The sequence below is a fragment of the Mesorhizobium sp. f-mel genome, from assembly GCF_053850215.1.
Window position 1 is genome coordinate 36025 of the sequence record NZ_JBSPTO010000022.1, and the last position, 17727, is coordinate 53751.

The 17727-nt window shown below is 61.5% G+C and carries 19 protein-coding genes; 13 read left to right on the forward strand and 6 right to left on the reverse strand.

The window, feature by feature from the left end:
• Positions 1-46: 46 nt before the first annotated feature.
• The 5 genes from ACWUKX_RS22860 (at position 47) to ACWUKX_RS22880 (ending at position 4056) form a co-directional block, all read left to right on the forward strand.
• Entirely contained in the window at positions 47-754 is a 708-nt protein-coding gene (locus ACWUKX_RS22860) for a metal-dependent hydrolase (protein ID WP_456009126.1), read from the forward strand.
• 144 nt (positions 755-898) lie between these two features.
• Positions 899-1186, forward strand: a complete 288-nt coding sequence (gene gatC, locus ACWUKX_RS22865) for an Asp-tRNA(Asn)/Glu-tRNA(Gln) amidotransferase subunit GatC (protein ID WP_029352817.1) — start codon at positions 899-901, stop codon at positions 1184-1186.
• 7 nt (positions 1187-1193) lie between these two features.
• The gene (locus ACWUKX_RS22870; RefSeq protein WP_455840432.1) at positions 1194-1652 is read left to right on the forward strand and encodes a GNAT family N-acetyltransferase; all 459 of its coding nucleotides are present in this window, start codon (positions 1194-1196) and stop codon (positions 1650-1652) included.
• The gene (locus ACWUKX_RS22875; protein WP_456009127.1) at positions 1652-3217 is read left to right on the forward strand and encodes an amidase; all 1566 of its coding nucleotides are present in this window, start codon (positions 1652-1654) and stop codon (positions 3215-3217) included. The genes ACWUKX_RS22870 and ACWUKX_RS22875 overlap by 1 nt, the downstream gene beginning before the upstream one ends.
• A gap of 29 nt (positions 3218-3246) precedes the next feature.
• The gene (locus tag ACWUKX_RS22880; RefSeq protein WP_287339058.1) at positions 3247-4056 is read left to right on the forward strand and encodes a YdcF family protein; all 810 of its coding nucleotides are present in this window, start codon (positions 3247-3249) and stop codon (positions 4054-4056) included.
• Here ACWUKX_RS22880 and ACWUKX_RS22885 read toward each other — a convergent pair.
• Positions 3993-4748, reverse strand: a complete 756-nt coding sequence (locus ACWUKX_RS22885; RefSeq protein WP_456009129.1) for a DUF599 domain-containing protein — start codon at positions 4746-4748, stop codon at positions 3993-3995. The genes ACWUKX_RS22880 and ACWUKX_RS22885 overlap by 64 nt on opposite strands.
• A 161-nt stretch (positions 4749-4909) precedes the next feature.
• Here ACWUKX_RS22885 and ACWUKX_RS22890 point away from each other — a divergent pair, with 161 nt between their 5' ends.
• The 4 genes from ACWUKX_RS22890 to ACWUKX_RS22905 all read left to right on the forward strand — a co-directional run bounded on the left by ACWUKX_RS22890 (position 4910) and on the right by ACWUKX_RS22905 (position 8394).
• Positions 4910-6313: an L-serine ammonia-lyase gene (locus tag ACWUKX_RS22890; RefSeq protein ID WP_456009131.1), complete on the forward strand. Its 1404-nt coding sequence runs from the start codon at positions 4910-4912 to the stop codon at positions 6311-6313.
• Positions 6314-6428: 115 nt separating this feature from the next.
• A complete protein-coding gene (locus ACWUKX_RS22895) occupies positions 6429-6866 on the forward strand; it encodes a DUF1489 family protein (RefSeq protein WP_456009132.1) in 438 nt (145 codons plus the stop codon).
• Between the two features lie 98 nt (positions 6867-6964).
• Positions 6965-7696 (forward strand): VWA domain-containing protein, encoded by a 732-nt coding sequence (locus ACWUKX_RS22900; RefSeq protein WP_456009134.1) that lies wholly within the window; start codon positions 6965-6967, stop codon positions 7694-7696.
• Positions 7696-8394, forward strand: coding sequence for a DnaJ domain-containing protein (locus tag ACWUKX_RS22905; RefSeq protein ID WP_456009135.1), 699 nt, complete (start codon positions 7696-7698; stop codon positions 8392-8394). Before ACWUKX_RS22900 ends, ACWUKX_RS22905 begins: the two co-directional genes overlap by 1 nt.
• Positions 8395-8440: 46 nt before the next feature.
• Here ACWUKX_RS22905 and ACWUKX_RS22910 read toward each other — a convergent pair whose 3' ends face one another.
• Positions 8441-9856 carry a D-alanyl-D-alanine carboxypeptidase gene (locus ACWUKX_RS22910; protein WP_456009136.1) on the reverse strand — a complete coding sequence of 472 codons (1416 nt, stop codon included), beginning with the start codon at positions 9854-9856 and terminating at the stop codon, positions 8441-8443.
• Positions 9857-10173: 317 nt separating this feature from the next.
• Between ACWUKX_RS22910 and ACWUKX_RS22915 the strand changes: the two genes are divergently transcribed.
• The 3 genes from ACWUKX_RS22915 to clpA all read left to right on the forward strand — a co-directional run bounded on the left by ACWUKX_RS22915 (position 10174) and on the right by clpA (position 13578).
• Entirely contained in the window at positions 10174-10503 is a 330-nt protein-coding gene (locus ACWUKX_RS22915; RefSeq protein ID WP_456009138.1) for a phasin family protein, read from the forward strand.
• A gap of 273 nt (positions 10504-10776) precedes the next feature.
• On the forward strand, positions 10777-11103 hold the full coding sequence (clpS, locus tag ACWUKX_RS22920) for an ATP-dependent Clp protease adapter ClpS (RefSeq protein WP_029352795.1): 327 nt from the start codon (positions 10777-10779) through the stop codon (positions 11101-11103).
• 6 nt (positions 11104-11109) lie between these two features.
• Positions 11110-13578, forward strand: a complete 2469-nt coding sequence (clpA, locus tag ACWUKX_RS22925; RefSeq protein ID WP_029352793.1) for an ATP-dependent Clp protease ATP-binding subunit ClpA — start codon at positions 11110-11112, stop codon at positions 13576-13578.
• 92 nt (positions 13579-13670) lie between these two features.
• Here clpA and ACWUKX_RS22930 read toward each other — a convergent pair whose 3' ends face one another.
• The 4 genes from ACWUKX_RS22930 to ACWUKX_RS22945 all read right to left on the reverse strand — a co-directional run bounded on the left by ACWUKX_RS22930 (position 13671) and on the right by ACWUKX_RS22945 (position 16690).
• Positions 13671-14102 carry an HIT family protein gene (locus ACWUKX_RS22930; RefSeq protein WP_456009139.1) on the reverse strand — a complete coding sequence of 144 codons (432 nt, stop codon included), beginning with the start codon at positions 14100-14102 and terminating at the stop codon, positions 13671-13673.
• A gap of 129 nt (positions 14103-14231) precedes the next feature.
• The gene (locus tag ACWUKX_RS22935) at positions 14232-15449 is read right to left on the reverse strand and encodes a GNAT family N-acetyltransferase (RefSeq protein WP_456009141.1); all 1218 of its coding nucleotides are present in this window, start codon (positions 15447-15449) and stop codon (positions 14232-14234) included.
• Between the two features lie 40 nt (positions 15450-15489).
• Positions 15490-16218 carry a glycerophosphodiester phosphodiesterase gene (locus ACWUKX_RS22940; protein ID WP_456009143.1) on the reverse strand — a complete coding sequence of 243 codons (729 nt, stop codon included), beginning with the start codon at positions 16216-16218 and terminating at the stop codon, positions 15490-15492.
• Between the two features lie 7 nt (positions 16219-16225).
• Positions 16226-16690: a RidA family protein gene (locus tag ACWUKX_RS22945; RefSeq protein ID WP_095492859.1), complete on the reverse strand. Its 465-nt coding sequence runs from the start codon at positions 16688-16690 to the stop codon at positions 16226-16228.
• Positions 16691-16827: 137 nt separating this feature from the next.
• Here ACWUKX_RS22945 and ACWUKX_RS22950 point away from each other — a divergent pair, with 137 nt between their 5' ends.
• Complete coding sequence (locus tag ACWUKX_RS22950; RefSeq protein ID WP_456009145.1) at positions 16828-17658, forward strand: cell envelope integrity EipB family protein; 831 nt, start codon at positions 16828-16830, stop codon at positions 17656-17658.
• Positions 17659-17727: the final 69 nt, after the last annotated feature.

Consider the following 17727-nt stretch of genomic DNA (forward strand, 5'->3'; position numbering starts at 1 on the left):
GCCGGCGTTCTATCCTCTGGCGAAGCAAAAATCGAGGAAGGCATTCATGAAACTGACCTGGTACGGACATTCCGCATTCCGCATCGAAACCACCGACGCGAAAATCCTCATCGATCCCTATCTGATCGGCAATCCGTCATGGACGAGCGGCTGGGAAGGACCGGCGGAAGGGGTCACGCATGTTCTTTTGACCCATGGCCATAGCGATCACATCAGCGGTGCGCTCGAAGTGCTTGGGAAAAGCGGCGCTATGCTGGTCGCCAATTTCGAGGTCTGCATGTACCTGGTCGGCAGGGGCGCCAGCGACAAGAAGATCAATCCCGGCAATATCGGCGGCACCGTGGATTGCGGCGGTTTCACCACCACCTTCGTCCAGGCGCTGCATTCATCGTCGTTCCCGGGTGACAATGGCCTGAACACCTATCTCGGCAATCCAGGCGGCCTCGTCCTGCATTTTCCGGAAGACAAGACGCTCTATCACATGGGCGACACCGACATCTTTTCCGACATGGCGCTGATCAACGAATTGCATGAACCGAAGATCGGTATTGTGCCGATTGGCGACCGCTTCACCATGGGTGGCGCGGTGGCAGCCCTTGCCTGCCGACGCTTCTTTCAGTTTGAGACGGTCATCCCAAGTCACTTCGGCACGTTCCCGATCATCGACCAGACCGCCGACAAGTTTGTCGCAGGGTTGGAGGGATCCGGCGTGAAGGTGGCGTTGCCGGAGATCGGTGGGACGATTTCATTGTAGAGGATGCCCAAGGCGGCAGCTATGTCAGCTGCGACAGCGTGGCCTGCCAAAGACCTTCTGGGCCGGTTCTCAGCACGATGCATGTTGCGCGGCACGCGCCGCGCCGCTATAGCGCGGACTGGTTTTCCAGAGGCACAAACAACCATGTCCGTTGATCTTCAGACTGTGAAGCGCGTCGCGCGTCTCGCCCGTATTGCGGTGAGCGAGGAGGATGCCGAGCGCATGACCGGCGAGTTGAACGCCATTCTGGGCTTTGTCGAGCAATTGAACGAGGTCGATGTCTCCGGCATCGAGCCGATGACTTCGGTGATTCCGATGGAGATGAAGAAGCGCCCGGACGTCGTCACCGACGGCAGCAAGGCGGCCGACATCGTCGCCAACGCACCGGCCACCGAAGAGAATTTCTTCCTCGTTCCGAAGGTGGTGGAGTAGCGGGCCGATGGCAATCGAGATCGCCATCGAAACGCCGGTGCAGGACGATGTGCGCGGGCTGGTTAAGGAGCTCAACGACGCGCTGCTGGAACTGACGCCGCCGGAGCACTGCTATCACATGACCGTCGAACAGATGGCCGACAACGACACAACTGTCTTCATCGCTCGCGACAACGGCCTTGCCGTCGGTTGCGGCGCGCTGAAGCGCCACGATGGCACCGTCGGCGAGGTCAAGCGCATGTACACGCGGCCTTCGCATCGTGGACAGAAGATCGGCGCCAGGATCGTCGAGCGGATCGAAGCGCTGGCGCGCAATGAAGGGCTGAAGCGTTTGGTGCTGGAAACCGGCGACCGCCATCCGGCAGCGTGGACCGTCTATGAAGGCGCCGGATTTTCGCGCTGCGGCCCGGTACTGGACTATCCCGATTCCGAGTGGTCGGTGTTTTACGAAAAGAGCCTTGCCTGATGAGCGACCTGACCCACCTGACGATTTCGCAGGCCCGCACCAAGCTGCGCGCCAAGGAAATCACCGCAACCGAGATCACCGAAGCCTATCTCCAGGCGATCGAGCGGGCCAATCCGACGCTCAACGCCTATGTCGTCGTTACCGACGACAAGGCGCGCGACATGGCCAAGGCCTCGGACGCGAAGCTGGCGAAGGGCGAGGGCGGGACGCTCGAAGGCATACCGCTCGGGATCAAGGACCTGTTCGGCACCGAAGGCATCCACACCCAGGCCTGCAGCCATGTGCTGGATGGGTTCAAGCCACATTACGAATCGACTGTCACTGCCAATCTGTGGGCCGACGGCGCCGTGATGCTCGGCAAGCTCAACATGGACGAGTTCGCCATGGGCTCGTCCAACGAGACCTCCCACTACGGCCCCGTCGTCAATCCGTGGCGGCGTTCGCGCCTCGACACGGTGGTGATGCCAACCACGCATCAGGGCGATGGCGGTTTCGTCTCGGCCGGCGGCACCAGGACCGCGCGCACGCTGGACAACGCCCAGCTGGTGCCGGGCGGTTCGTCAGGCGGCTCGGCCTCCGCCGTTTCAGCGCTCCTATGTGCCGGCGCCACCGCCACCGACACCGGCGGTTCGATCCGCCAGCCCGCCGCCTTCACCGGCACGGTCGGCATCAAGCCGACCTACGGCCGCTGCTCGCGCTGGGGTATCGTCGCCTTCGCTTCGTCGCTTGACCAGGCCGGACCGATCGCCCGCGATGTGCGCGACGCCGCGATTCTCTTGAAATCGATGGCCTCGGTCGATCCGAGGGACACCACCTCGGTCGACCGGCCGGTGCCGGATTACGAGGCGGCGATCGGCAAGCCGATCAAGGGCATGAAGGTCGGCATCCCCAAGGAATACCGCGTCGACGGCATGCCCGACGAGATCGAGGCGCTGTGGCAGAAAGGCATTGCCTGGCTGAAAGATGCCGGCGCCGAGATCGTCGACATTTCTCTTCCGCATACCAAATATGCGCTGCCGGCCTATTACATCGTCGCGCCCGCCGAAGCCTCTTCGAACCTCGCCCGCTATGACGGCGTCCGCTATGGGTTGCGCGTGCCGGGCAAGGACATTGTCGACATGTACGAGAAGACCCGCGCCGCCGGCTTCGGCCGCGAGGTCAAGCGCCGCATCATGATCGGCACCTATGTCCTCTCCGCAGGCTACTACGACGCCTACTATCTGCAGGCGCAGAAGGTGCGGAATCTCATCAAGCGGAATTTCGAAAACGCATTCGCCGCCGGCGTCGACGTCATCCTGACGCCGGCAACGCCGTCGGCGGCCTTTGGCATCGCCGACGAGGACATGGCCGCCGACCCGGTCAAGATGTACCTCAATGACATCTTTACGGTGACCGTGAACATGGCTGGACTGCCGGGTATCGCCGTGCCCGCAGGGCTAGACGCCAAGGGCCTGCCGCTCGGCCTGCAGCTCATCGGCCGGCCTTTCGACGAGGAAACCTTGTTCCAGACCGCCCATGTCATCGAACAGGCGGCGGGTAGGTTCCAGCCGGAAAAGTGGTGGTAGTGCCGTCTCCCATCTGAAGGGGTGAGGGAATGTTCTACTATCTTTCCAAGGTGTCTTGGCTCCTCGTCCAGCCGTTAAATCTGGCGATCATCCTGCTGTTGGTCGCGTTGCTTGCTGCCTTGGTTGGGCGCAGAAAGCTGTTTGCCACCGGCAGCGGGCTGGCCTTTCTTATCCTCGCCCTCTCGACCTGGACCTCGCTCGGCGCACTGATGCTCAACCCGCTGGAAGAGCGCTTTCCGCGCCCGCCGCTGCCGGAAAAGGTCGATGGCATCGTAGTGCTCGGAGGCGGCATGGAGGGCGCCGTCAATTTCGCGCGTGGCGGCTATGAACTGAACGCCAGCGGAGACCGGGTGGTCGCGGCTGCCGTGCTGGCACGGCATTTTCCGACAGCTAAAGTCGTCATCTCAGGGGGCACTATCGCAATGATCGGCGAAGGCGAGGGCGATGCAGAGACGGCGCCGCGTCTGTTCGCCGCGCTTGGTGTGACGGCCGATCGGCTGATCCTCGAGAACAAATCCCGTAACACCTACGAGAACGCCGTCTTCACCCGGGAACTGGTCACCCCGAAACCGGGCGAGACCTGGCTGCTGGTGACGTCGGCCTTCCACATGCCGCGCGCCAAGGCACTGTTCGACAAGGCCGGCTTTGCCACCATTCCTTGGCCGGTCGATTACCGCACCTTAGGCAAGGAAGGCATCGGCCTGTTCCGCGACGATCCCTTCGGTTCGCTGCAAACCGCCAGCACGGCGGTCCGCGAATGGATCGGGCTCGTCGCCTACTGGTTGTCGGGCCGCATCGACCGGCTTTTCCCTGGACCGGGTGTTGGTTCGGGCGGCTGACCGATCACGGCTTGCCGCGCCGCCGAGAAGAACTGGCGACGCACCAGGACCGCCACCAAAAGCAGCGTCGACAGCACGAACACTTTTGGGTCGACGAACCAGCCGAGATAACCGATCGAGAAAAACACGCCGCGAAGGCCGGAATTGAAGTGTTTCCCGGCCAGCATGTTCATGCGCGCCGCACGCCATACCGCCGTCTCGCTAACCGGGTTACGTGAAGCCTCGCCATGCGGAATCGGCACAGCTCCGATCAGGATCGAGCAGTAGTTGAACAGCCGGTAGGCCCAGCCGAACTTGAAAAAGGAATAGGCAAGGATCAGCACCAATCCGAACACCTTCATCTGAAAGGCGGAGCGGGATGATGTCGCGCCGAGCGGCAGATCGCTCAGCATCGAAACAACCTGATCGGAGGCGCCGACCAAGGCAAAACAGCCGCCGATCGCAATCAGCGAACTGGAGGCGAAGAAGGCGGTTCCCTGTTGAAGACCTGCCATAATGGCGGTGTCGACGATGCGGATCTCGCGTTCGGCCATGGTCCGCATCCAGGCTTCGCGCTGGACGTTCATCGCTGTCGTCAGCGACATGCGGCTGACCAGCTTCCCGTCGGATGCGAGCGTATGCAGCACCCATATGAAAAGGAAGAAGGCCAGCGCCACGAGGTCGGCCGTCGACAAATGAAAGGAATCGCCCATGCGGCCCTTTTACCACAAGCGGTGGCGCCGCTTCGATGGCGGAACGCAACGATGTCGCTGCCGGAGCAAACAAGGTCGGCAGGTGCAGCGCCGCGATCTTCGAAAGAGCGGAAACATCACAGGAATTCCTATATGTAAATTCCAGTAGGAGACAGCGGCGCGTGTTCCTTTCGGTTTTCGACCTGTTCAAGATCGGCATTGGACCATCGAGTTCGCACACGATGGGACCGATGACAGCTGCGCGGCGTTTTCTCGACGAGGTCGCGGGAGATGACTGGCCACGCCCGGCCGGCGCCAAGGTCGACCGCATCGCCGCCAGCCTGCACGGCTCGCTTGCCTATACCGGCATCGGCCATGGTTCCGATCGCGCCGTCGTGCTCGGGCTTGCCGGCCAGACGCCGCAGACGGTGGACCCCGATCAGGCGGACAGCATCGTCGACCGTATCGCCGCCGACAAGCGGATTTCGCCGCCCGGCCATCCGTCCTATCGCTTTGACCCGGCCACGGATCTGGTGCTGGACCGCAAAACGCCGCTACCCGGTCACGCCAACGGCATGGCTTTTTTCGCCTATGATGCCGACGACCGCCTGCTGCTCAAACGCATCTATTATTCGATCGGCGGCGGCTTCGTGGTTTCCGAGGAGGAGCTGCAGCGGATGAAGGTGAAGGGCTCGGTGACGACGGAAGGCAAGAAGGTTCCATACCCCTTCAAGAACGCCGTCGAGATGCTGTCGATGGCTGCAAAAAGCGGCCTTTCAATCGCCGACATGAAGCGCGTCAACGAAGAGACGCAGATGTCGCGCGAGGAACTCGACGCCGGCCTTGACGGCATCTGGGGCGCCATGAAGAGCTGCATCGAACGCGGCCTGTCGCAGGACGGCATCATGCCGGGCGGACTGAAGGTGCGCCGACGCGCGCGGCAATTGCATGACAAGCTGCAGGAGCAGTGGCGGCAGAACCGGCCCAATCCGCTGCTCGCCAACGACTGGCTGTCGATCTATGCCATGGCGGTGAATGAGGAGAACGCCGCCGGCGGGCGCGTCGTCACCGCGCCGACCAACGGTGCTGCAGGCACGCTGCCCGCGGTGCTGCGCTACTGGCTGCATTTCCATCCCGAGGCCGACCAGCCAAGCATCCGCGATTTCCTGCTGACCGCGGCAGCGATCGGCGGCATCATCAAGACCAACGCTTCGATCTCGGGCGCCGAAGTCGGCTGCCAGGGCGAGGTCGGTTCGGCCTCGGCGATGGCGGCAGCGGGGCTGTGCGCCGTGATGGGCGGCACGCCCGAGCAGGTCGAGAACGCCGCCGAGATCGCGCTTGAACATCATCTCGGCATGACCTGCGATCCGGTCGGCGGGCTGGTGCAGGTGCCTTGCATCGAGCGTAACGCACTCGGCGCCGTCAAGGCGGTGACTGCTGCTTCGCTGGCCATCAAGGGCGACGGCGTTCACTTCGTGCCGCTCGATGCCGCGATCGAGACCATGCGCCAGACCGGCCTCGACATGAACGAGAAATACAAGGAAACCAGCCTCGGCGGACTGGCCGTCAATATCGTGGAATGCTGAGCCAAACTTTGCACTGGGGATTGGCACTGTGGAGAACAGCACTGCGAAGACTGGCACTGTGGAGAAAGTCGACCAGGCCGTTGACGCCTTCGCACGCCGGACTAAACCTTAATTCATGTCTCTTAATCTCATAAAGCTCTGCGTCGGCTGCGACAGCGTTGAAGATCTCGAAGAGTGGATTGCCTTCCGCCTCGACGAACGGCGGCGCGCCGGTGAACCGGTCGAGCATTACCACACCACCCGCATGATGCCGACGCGCGGCGCCGAGGTCACCGATGGCGGTTCCCTCTACTGGGTGATCAAGGGCAATGTGCAATGCCGCCAGTTGATCACGGAAATCCGTCCTTTCACCGATGACGAGGGCATAGGCCGCTGTTATCTGATGCTCGATCCCGCGGTGGTGCGCACCGAATGGCAGCCGCGCCGCGCCTTTCAAGGCTGGCGCTACCTGAAACCGTCGGACGCACCGGCCGATCTCGGCAAGGGTAAAGCGGGATTGGTCGAGATGCCGCCGAAACTCAGGCGCGAGCTTGCCGATCTCGGCCTTCTCTAGGAAGGTCCCCCAAATTCAAAGCTGCCGTGATCGCTGGCCCTCCAGATCGCCTCATGCTGGGCTTGCAAGCTGTGCGACAACGCCACATCTTGAATGTCATGAGCGACAAGAAGCAGCCCGTGCCCGCAAAGGCCAATCCTGCGCCGGTCGAGTCCCAATCAAGCACTGGCGAGATCGACGCCTTTATCCGTCAGGCAAGGACGCTCGCTGCGTCCGCGACCGGTTCTGGCAGGCTGATACTCTCGCTCGACGCGACGATGAGCCGCCAGCCGACCTGGGACCTTGCCTGTGCGCTGCAGGGCGAGATGTTCGACGCCGTCGGCAAGGCCGGAGCGCTGAAGGTTCAATTGGTTTATTTTCGTGGTCTTGGCGAGTGCCGCTCATCTGGATTCGTCACCGATACGGACGCGCTGAAGCAGCTGATGACGCGGATCGAATGCCGCAGCGGCCAAACCCAGATCGGCAAGGTTCTCGCCCATGCGCTGAAACAGACGGCGGCGGCCAGGGTGAATGCGCTGGTCTATATCGGCGACGCGATGGAAGAAAACATAGACGATCTGGCCGAAAAGGCCGGCAGCCTCGGCCTGCACGGCGTTCCTGTCTTCGTCTTTCAGGAGGGCCATGATGCCGGCGCAGAAAAGGCATTTAAGGAGATTGCGCGGCTGTCCAAAGGTGCTTGGTTCCGATTTGATCGGCGGGCCGCCGCAACCTTGGCCAGCCTGCTTTCGGCGGTCGCCGTGTTTGCAACCGGCGGGCTGAAGGCACTGGAGGCCAGGGGCAGGCCGGAAGACCGGCTGATGATCGAGCATCTGCGGAGCAGCAGAAAATAATGGGCGCGATTATCGCATTCGTGGCGTTGCTTTTGGTGCTGCTCGGCGTGGCCACGATCTTTCTCCGCGCCGACCCCGCGAGACTCGCAAACGGGATGAGGACACTTGGGCCCGTCCTGCTGGCGCTGATCGGCGTCGCCGTGCTTCTGGTCGGACGCGAAGGTATCGGCGGCTTGATCCTGTCGACGGCGCTCGCCTGGTATGGCTCCATGCGGATGAAGCGGCCGACGGCGAAACTGGAGCCGGGCAAGCATTCGACGGTGCGCACCGCGGCACTCGAAATGGAGCTTGATCACGATACCGGCAATCTGGAGGGGCTCGTGCTCGCCGGCCGCCATGAAGGCAAGATGCTTGGCACGATGAGCTTTTCGGAGTTGCAGCAACTTTATCGCGAGCTCCCCGGCGACCCGGAGAGCCGCCAGTTGCTAGAGACGTATCTTGACGGCAGATTTCCCATCTGGCGCAAAGACGCTGAGGCGAATGGTGGCGAAGGGCTGGGTGTTTCGCCAGGTTCGGGCGCCATGACTAAGGAGGAGGCCTACAAGATCCTTGGTCTTGAAGCGGGGGCCGCCGCGGCGGATGTCCGCAAGGCGCACCGCCGCCTGATGCAGCGCCTGCACCCCGATATCGGCGGCACGTCTTTTCTGGCGGCGCGGATCAATGAAGCCAAGGACGTCTTGCTCTCCAATCACAACTAGTCTCCTTCGACGCAGAAATTTTTCCGGGAGATGTTTTCGACGCCGTCTACTGCTGGACGGCGTAGCACTCGATTTTCTTTTTCTTCAGGGCGTTGCAGGCTTTCCAGGCAGCGGTCTTCGAACCAAAGCCGAACCGGGCGCGGTAATAGGTGACGCCGTCCTTTTCGAAGGCGACGGTGAAACCTGTGGCATCGGCGAGGATCGAAGGCGCCTGCTTGCTCGTCTCGTCCAGGAGAGCCTGGGCTTCGGATTGTTTTGGCGAAGAGGCGACCTGGACTGCCCAGCCGGACGGCACCGATGCCGTGTTGACGGGATCGACCGCCGCCGGTTCGGCGTAGGCTGCTGCGACCCTTGCCGTCGCGACATCGTCCGCCGTGGCCGCGGCCACTGTGTCGACCTTCTTGGTCTGAGAGACGGGCCTGGTCTGGACGACGGGGGTGGCTTCTTCAACGGCGGGGTCGGTTTCCTCAACTAGCGAGGCAATGGTATCATCGTCCGGGGCATCGTCGTCCGGCCGGCTGTCCGGCGTCGGCGCGTCGCGCTTGGGCAGGAACACTTTTGCCAGGGCGCTGATCGGGTTGCCGCTGCCGGCCTTGGCGACCAGCATGCCGCTGCCGCGCGACGACGCCTTCGGCATGTAGGTTTTGATTAATGCGGCCATCTGGTTGTCGCGGCTGCCGCCGGATTTCCCGCCTATCACCACCGCCACGATGCGGCGATCGCCGTCGTCGACCGAGGAAACGAGATTGTAGCCGGAGGCGCGGGTGTAACCGGTCTTGATGCCGTCGACGCCCTTGATGCGCCCAAGCAGGCGGTTATGGCCGTTGATGCGCCTCCGGCCGTAGAGAAAGGAACGCTGCGAGAAATAGCCGTAATACTGGGGAAAATGCTCCCGCAGCGCGATGCCGAGCACCGCCATGTCGCGCGCGGTCGTGAACTGACCGGGGTTTGGCAAGCCGTGGGCGTTGCGGAAAACGGTCCCCTTCATGCCCAGCGCCCGCGCCTTGGCTGTCATCATATGGGCGAAATTGGCTTCATTGCCGCCGAGAAGCTCGCCGAGCGCCGTCGCCGAGTCGTTTGCCGACTTGGTCACCATCGACAGGATCGCGGTCTCGACCGTGATCGCGCCGCCCCGTCCGACGCCGAGTTTCGTCGGCGGTTCAGCAGCAGCATTGGCCGAAAAGACGACCCGGGAGTTCTTGCTGATCTTGCCGTTCGCCATGGCCTCGAAGGCCAGGTAAAGCGTCATCATCTTGGTGAGCGAGGCCGGATAGCGCCGACCATCGGCATTCGAAGAATAGAGCACCTTGCCGGTCTTGGCATCGATGACGATGGCCGCCGACCTCGCTGCCATGGACGAAGCAGCGTCGGCAACGACGAATGTCATCGCCAAAGCGAGGATCATGATCGTTTTTAAAGAGGACGCGGATTTGGAGAGAATGCCCGACAACGCCTGACGCACCGATAGTTCCTTTGAATTTTTTGTTGCTGGAGGCGGCAAAGGTCCTGCCTCACTTCGAGCCAAGCTATCGCGGTCAGCGTTACCAATCCGTTTATGGTAACCATCGTGTTCACCATTTTCTTCGGGCTTGAGCTTCCCTTTATTCGAATTTTAGCGATTGCCGGTGGCTGGGCCTGCACGCCGGGCCGGTCGCCCGGAACCGCGCTCGGCGAAACATTGACTTTTTGTGCAGTGCACAATATATAACTTGCATTGCACAACGCGGCCCCGGACAGGGCGCGTCCACCGTTCAACGGCAACTGTCAAGGGAGCGTGAAATGACCCAGACCTATGAAGATTTCAGCAAATACGGCAAGGAGTTTGCCGACACCGGCTTGAAGAGCTTCGCATCCCTTTCCAAGGGTGCGCAGGCCATCGCCACCGAGGCGGGCGAGTACACCAAGAGAAGCTTCGAGGCCGGCAGCGCAGCAGCCGAGAAACTTTTGTCGGCCAAGTCGCTGGAGAAGGCGATCGAGATCCAGTCCGATTTTGCCAAGCAGTCGTACGAAGCCTTCGTCGCCGAAGCGACCAAGATAGGCGATCTCTATGCCGAACTCGCCAAAGAAGCCTACAAGCCGTTCGAATCAATCGTCGCAAAAGCGAAGTAATCTCGCTATAATGTGAAGATGGCCCTCGGGCCTGCAAGACAGACCCGGTCGCGAACGCGCGGCCGGGTTTTTTCATGGCAATTTGAAATCAGGGGGCTCTGCCGCCTTCACGATTTCGAAAATCGGCCAAGTTTGGCCACCTAGCCATATTGTCAGCTAAACAGAAGGGCTTAAAATCGTTCATCGAAGACCTACATGTCGAACTCGTATGGGGATTCGAAAAGGCAGGGCTACGTGACGATTGGTTTGACTGCCATGAGAGATGTGGTGCGGATGCAAAACGGCAACGACGGCAATGAGGCCGGTCGCGGCACGGCTGTCATCACGCGCACCAAAACCAAGACCAAGAAGCCTAGCCTTTATCGGGTCCTCATTCTCAACGACGACTATACGCCCATGGAATTCGTGGTTCACGTACTGGAGCGTTTTTTCCAGAAGGACCGTGAAGCCGCCACACGCATCATGCTACATGTTCACAATCATGGAGTGGGCGAGTGCGGGGTCTATACATTCGAGGTGGCCGAGACCAAAGTGTCTCAGGTCATGGATTTCGCCCGACAGAATCAGCATCCGCTGCAATGCGTGATGGAGAAGAAGTGAGGTAACATGCCGGCTTTCTCCCAAGGCCTGGAAAAGGCGCTTCACCAGGCGCTGACGCTCGCCAATGAGCGGCACCACGAATACGCAACCCTTGAACATTTGCTGCTCGCTCTCATCGACGACACCGAGGCGGCCGCGGTCATGCGCGCCTGCAACGTCGATCTCGACGAGCTGAAGCACACGGTTCTCACCTATATCGACACCGAGCTCGACAATCTCGTCACCGGCTACGACGAGGATTCCAAGCCGACGGCCGGTTTCCAGCGCGTCATCCAGCGCGCGGTGATCCATGTGCAGTCGTCCGGCCGCGAGGAAGTCTCCGGCGCCAACGTGCTCGTTGCGATCTTCGCCGAGCGTGAGAGCCATGCCGCCTATTTCCTGCAGGAACAGCAGATGACCCGCTACGACGCGGTCAACTACATTTCGCATGGCATCGCCAAGCGTCCCGGCGCATCCGAGACGCGGTCGCCGCGCGGCGCCGACGACGAGCAGGGCGGCCAGAGCGGCGCCGAGCCGCAAGAGGACGGCGGCAAGAAAAAGCAGCAGCAGGACGCGCTCACCGCCTATTGCATCAATCTGAACAACAAGGCCAAGGCCGGCAAGATCGATCCGCTGATCGGCCGCGGGTCCGAGATCAACCGCACCATCCAGGTGCTGTGCCGCCGCTCCAAGAACAATCCGCTCTATGTCGGCGACCCCGGCGTCGGCAAGACGGCGATTGCCGAGGGCCTTGCCAAGCGCATCGTCGAGGGTGACGTGCCGGAAGTGCTGCACAACGCCACCATCTTTGCGCTCGACATGGGAACATTGCTGGCCGGCACCCGCTATCGCGGCGATTTCGAGGAGCGGCTGAAGCAGGTCGTCAAGGAACTCGAGGATTATCCGGGCGCGGTTCTGTTCATCGACGAGATCCACACCGTGATCGGGGCAGGGGCGACGTCGGGCGGCGCCATGGATGCGTCGAACCTGTTGAAGCCGGCGCTGTCGTCCGGAACGATCCGCTGCATCGGCTCGACCACCTACAAGGAGTTCCGCCAGTTTTTCGAGAAGGACCGCGCTTTGGTGCGGCGCTTCCAGAAGATCGACGTCAACGAGCCGACCATCGAGGACGCCATCGAGATCATGAAGGGTCTGAAGCCGTATTTCGAGGAGTTCCACAAGGTTCGCTACACGGCTGAGGCGATCAAGGCTTCGGTCGAACTGTCGGCGCGCTACATCAACGACCGCAAGCTGCCGGACAAGGCAATCGACGTGATCGACGAGACCGGCGCCTCGCAGATGCTGGTGCCGGAGGCCAAGCGAAAGAAGACTATCGGCATCAAGGAGATCGAAGCGACGATCGCCACCATCGCCCGCATTCCGCCGAAGACGGTTTCCGCCGACGACGAGAAGGTGCTGGCCGGTCTCGACGTTGAGTTGAAACGTGTCGTCTACGGTCAGGACACCGCGATCACGGCATTGACCTCGGCGATCAAACTGGCGCGGGCCGGCCTGCGCGAACCGGAGAAGCCTATCGGCTCCTACCTGTTCTCGGGACCGACCGGCGTCGGCAAGACCGAAGTGGCAAAGCAGCTCGCCGCCTCGCTCGGTGTCGAGCTGATCCGCTTCGACATGTCGGAATATATGGAACGCCACACCGTCTCGCGGCTGATCGGCGCGCCTCCCGGCTATGTCGGCTTCGACCAGGGCGGCCTGTTGACCGACGGCGTCGACCAGCATCCGCATTGCGTGCTGTTGCTGGACGAGGTCGAGAAGGCGCATCCGGACCTGTTCAACATCCTGCTGCAGGTCATGGACCACGGCAAGCTGACCGACCACAACGGCAAGCAGATCGACTTCCGCAACGTCATCCTGATCATGACCACCAATGCGGGCGCCTCTGATGCGCAACGCGCGGCGATCGGGTTCGGCTCGACCAAGCGCGAAGGCGACGATGTCGAGGCGATCAACCGGCTGTTCACGCCGGAATTCCGCAACCGTCTGGATGCGATCATCCCGTTCGGCTCGCTGCCGGTTCCGGTCATCCATCAGGTGGTGCAGAAGTTCGTCATGCAGCTCGAGGCCCAGCTCTCCGAGCGTGGCGTCACCTTCGACCTGTCGCAGGAAGCGATCGCCTGGCTGGCCGAGAAGGGCTACGACGAGCGCATGGGAGCACGGCCGCTCGGCCGCGTCATCCAGGAGCACATCAAGAAGCCGCTGGCCGACGAGGTGCTGTTCGGTAAGCTCAAGAAGGGCGGCACGGTGCGTGTCACCGTCGAGAAGAAGGAGACCGGCGAGACCGGCCTGAAGCTCGAGTCGCTCGCGGACGAGGCGCCGGTCAAGCCGAAGAAGGAAGAACCGGACGACACGCCGAAACTCAAGAAAGCTGCCAGCAAGAAGCCCGTCGCGAAAAAGGCGATCGCGCAGAAGGCGGAGCCCAAGGGCAAAGATGGCGGCAAGCGCAGCTTGGTGCCGCAACTGCCCCGCAAAGGGTGATGGCCTGAAAACTAAAAAAGCCCCGGAAACGGGGCTTTTTTATTGGATAAAGAGGTAGTGGATGCTGGAGGCGTTGTGCGCGACGCCCGGCTTCAGCTTCCCAGCTCTGTTCGTATCTTGTCAGCGTTCTCAGTCAACACTTCCGGTTTCTCCATCTGCCCGCTATGCGGCTTCAAAGGGATTCCCTGGAAGCGCGGAATGACATGGACATGGAGGTGGTAGACGGTCTGGCCCGAAGCAGGCTCGTTGAACTGCAGGATGGTGACACCATCGGCGCCGAAGGCCTTCTTCACCGCCAACGCCACCTTCTGCACGACGGCGAAGAGCGGGCAGAATACTGCCGGGTCCGCGTCAAGCAGGTTGCGCGACTGCGCCTTCGGCACAACCAGCGTATGACCTGGCCCTTGCGGCATTACATCCATGAAGGCAACGATCGCGTCATCTTCATAGACGCGATGCGACGGGATTTCACCGCGCAGGATTTTCGCGAAGATATTGTTGCTGTCGTAGGTGGGGTCAGCCATGGCGTGCGCTCCGGATTGTGCCTTGCTCTACCGCATCAAACCCGAAAATCGGAATCGATTTTCGGAAAGTACGATGCGGAGATTCAAAGTGTTAGAGCATGCTTTTTGCGTCCAATTGGACGCGTCGCCCTAACCGTCCGCCAGATCCTTGCGGAACGGCGTGTGCTCTTCAAGATAGTCGCCCATCCGCTCCACTTCGCGCTGCTCGCGCCTGAGATAGTCGGCGACCGCGTTGCGCAAGCCGGGATGCGCGATGTAATGCGCCGAATGCATGGTCACCGGCCTATAGCCGCGCGCCAGCTTGTGCTCGCCTTGCGCGCCGGCTTCGACCACTTTCAGCTTACGGTCGATCGCGAAGTCGATCGCCTGGTGATAGCAGACCTCGAAATGCAGGAACGGATGGTCTTCGATGCAGCCCCAGTTGCGGCCGTAGAGCGCATCGGAACCGATGAAATTGATAGCGCCGGCAATGTAGCGTCCATTGCGCTTGGCCATCACCAGCAGGATGTCGCCGGCCATGCGCTCGCCGATCATCGAGAAAAACTCGCGGTTGAGGTAGGGCCGCCCCCATTTCCTGCTGCCGGTATCCATGTAGAAGGCAAAGAAGTCGTCCCAGATCCTTTCGGTGAGATCCCTGCCGGTCAGCCAGTCGATCGAGATGCCGTGGGCGAGCGCCTCGCGCCGCTCCTTCTTCATGGCCTTGCGCTTGCGCGACGCCAGAGTGGCGAGAAAATCGTCGTAGGTCGAAAAACCTTCGTTGAAGAAGTGGAACTGCTGGTCGGTGCGGTGCAGGAAACCCGCCGCTTCCAGCGCCCCGACATCCTTCTGCTGCGCGAAGGTTACGTGCGCGGAAGAGACGCCGAGCTTGTCCGTCACCGCCTTAAGGCCTTCTGCCAAGCCGGCTTTCACGGCGCGACTGTCCTCGCCCTTGTTGACCAGCAGGCGAGGACCGGTGACCGGCGTGAACGGCACGGCGCATTGCAGTTTTGGGTAATAACGCCCGCCGACGCGCTCGAACGCGTCGGACCAGCCGTGATCGAAAACATACTCGCCCTGGCTGTGCGATTTCAGGTAGCAGGGAACGGCACCGAGCAGTTTTCCCTGCGCTGTCTCCAGCCTGAGATGATGGCCCCTCCAACCGGTGCGCTGCACGGCGCAGCCCGAATCTTCAAGCGCGCTCAGAAAAGCGAACGAAACGAGGGGGTTGTAGCCGTTTTCTGTATCGCCGCGTGCGGTACCGCCGAGGCCATCCCATTCCGCGCAGGTGAAGGCTCCGATGCCGGAGGCAACCCGGATCGCATACGCTCCATTCGCCGTTTGCCCGTCGCCTTCATCGCCTTGATCCATGAGGCTTATTTAAGCTCCGTGCCGGTCCATGCAAGCCGGTTCAAGCGACCTGTACAAGATCGGGTTCGAATCCTTCGAATGTCATTTGGTCGGCATATCTAAAGGTCAGGTCGACCGCCGGTTGGTCGAGCACGGTCCATGTGATGACCGGCATTTTGAGCCTTTCGCGCACGAAACTGACAAACTGGTTCGGCAGGTCGCCGGCGGCGTAGGAGGCGAAGGCGATGTCGTGCGCCAGCATGGCGAAATGCGCCTCGATCAGCTTGACGTCATTGCCGTAAGCGGTCAGCCCGCCCGGAATGCCGGGCGCGTGTTTCGGGAAATCGCGGATCAGCCAGTGGTCGAACGACATGATCGCCGCCTTGCCCTTGTAGTGCTTGAGCATCTCGCCGACGCTTTCCACCAGACCTTCGTCCCGGCCGGGGACCCCTTTCAGCTCGACGACCATCGGCACACGACCATCGACCAGGTCGAGTGCCTGCTGCAGAGTCGGTAGATGGTCTGATGTGCCGCCAACCCTGAGCGCCGTCATCTCCGCTGCCGTTCGCTGCCAGACGAAGCCGTCCTGGCCGGTCAGCCGCTTCAGATCGCTGTCGTGAATCACGACCGGGATGCGGTCAGACGACAGATGCACATCGCATTCGATCGCATAGCCGCGTTCGGCTGCCGCGGCAAAGGCGGAAAGCGTGTTCTCCCACCGCGTCTTGTTCATGTCGTGGAGGCCGCGATGGGCAACGGGTCGGGCGGTCAGCCAGGAAAGATCGGTCATGACTGGCTCATTCGACTTCGAAGATGGCTTCGATTTCCACTGCGGCATTAAGCGGCAGGGAGGCGGCGCCGACGGCGGAGCGGGCATGTTTGCCGTGATCGCCGAGCACTGCAACCAGAAAATCCGAGGCGCCGTTGGCAACCAGGTGCTGTTCGACAAAATCCGGTGCCGAGGCGACGAAGACGGTGATCTTCACCAGGCGGCGGATTTTCTCAAGATCGCCAAGGGCTGCCTTGGCCTGCGCCAATATGTTGATTGCGCAGTATTTTGCCGCTTCCTTGCCGCTTGCGGTGTCGACATCGCGGCCGAGCAGTCCGCTCGCCTGCAGCTTGCCCTCGCTGAGCGGCAGCTGTCCGGCGGTGAACAGCAGATTGCCTGACCTGGAATAGGGCACGTAATTGGCGGCGGGCGCGGCTGCGACCGGAAGCGTCACGCCGAGATCGCTTAGCCGCTTTTCGATTGTTTCGCTCATGGTATTTCCCTATTGCTTGATGACGCCGGGCAGGCCGGGCCAAAATTGCTATTTTTGCCTCGCTTCCGCCACGACTTTTTTTAAGCTGGACCCTCTTTCCTGCGGCCTGCCATCAGGCGCGATGATCGGAGCCCCTCATGCGCGCAACACGCCTCGCATTCCACGCTGTCCTGCTGCCAGCGGTGTTCTCGATGGCGCCGGCTTTTGCCGTACCGGTGCTGCAAGCGCATCGCGCGGTTTACGATCTGAGCCTGGACAAAGCCTCCGATCGCTCCGGCATTACCGGCATTTCCGGCCGCATGGTCTATGAGTTCAACGGCTCACCTTGCGAAGGCTACACGGTGAAGTTCCGCTTCGTCACCCAGATTGCCACCAACGACAATGCAACAAAGCTGACCGACCAGCAGACGACCACTTTCGAGGACGCCGAAGGCAAGACGTTCTCGTTCGTGACAAAATCCTTCGTCGACCAGAACCTCGACAAGGAGGTCAAGGGCACCGCGACGAAGGAGACGAAGGGCCTCAAGGTCGACATCGACAAGCCGGAGAAGAGCAGCCTCGAACTCGCTGCCACCCAGTTTCCGACCCAGCATCTGGCCGAACTGATCGACAAGGCCGAAAAGGGCGAAAATTTCTACGAAACCAACCTGTTCGACGGCTCGGAAGATGCCGACAAAGTGATGACCACCACCGTCGTCGTCGGCAAGAAAGCCGATGCCGACAAAGCTGATCCGGAAGCGCCGGCATTGGCGAAACTCGCCACCGACAAATACTGGCCAGTCGACATCGCCTATTTCGACGGCACCGACAAGTCAGGCGAGGAGGTGCCGGAGTACCGGATCAGCTTCAAGCTGCATGACAACGGCATCACGCGCGACCTCGTCATGGACTATGGCGAGTTCTCGATGACCGGCAAGCTGGTCAATCTGTCGTTGTTCGATCAGTCGAAAGCCTGTCCGCCGAAATAGGCTTCAGGTTAACCACGCCCGCAAGGCGGCGCCTACAGCGCCGCGCGTTCTTGGCCGCGCAAAGGACAC